Source organism: Flavobacterium jejuense (assembly GCF_006491595.2).
Lineage (GTDB): Bacteria > Bacteroidota > Bacteroidia > Flavobacteriales > Flavobacteriaceae > Flavobacterium > Flavobacterium jejuense.
On record NZ_VEVQ02000067.1, the window covers coordinates 1 to 223 of the forward strand.

The 223-nt window shown below is 39.0% G+C and carries 1 protein-coding gene; it reads left to right on the plus strand.

Annotated elements, in window-relative coordinates; all coding sequences use genetic code 11:
- A partial coding sequence (locus FIA58_RS21240; protein ID WP_140964683.1) for a hypothetical protein occupies positions 1–223 on the plus strand: 223 nt, incomplete at both ends.

Sequence of the window (223 nt, forward strand, 5' to 3'; positions counted from 1 at the left end):
TGTGAATGCTTCAGATCCAACTCCAACTATTTCTGGTTTAGCAGGTGGAACTTTTGCAAGCTCTCCAGCTGGTCTTTCTATAAATGCTTCAACAGGTGCAATTGATGTTTCCGCATCAACTCCTGCAACTTATACAGTAACCTATACAACTGCTGGATCTTGTCCTAATAGTTCAAGTGTTTCTGTAACTGTTAATGCATTAGACAATGCTTCTTTTAGTTAC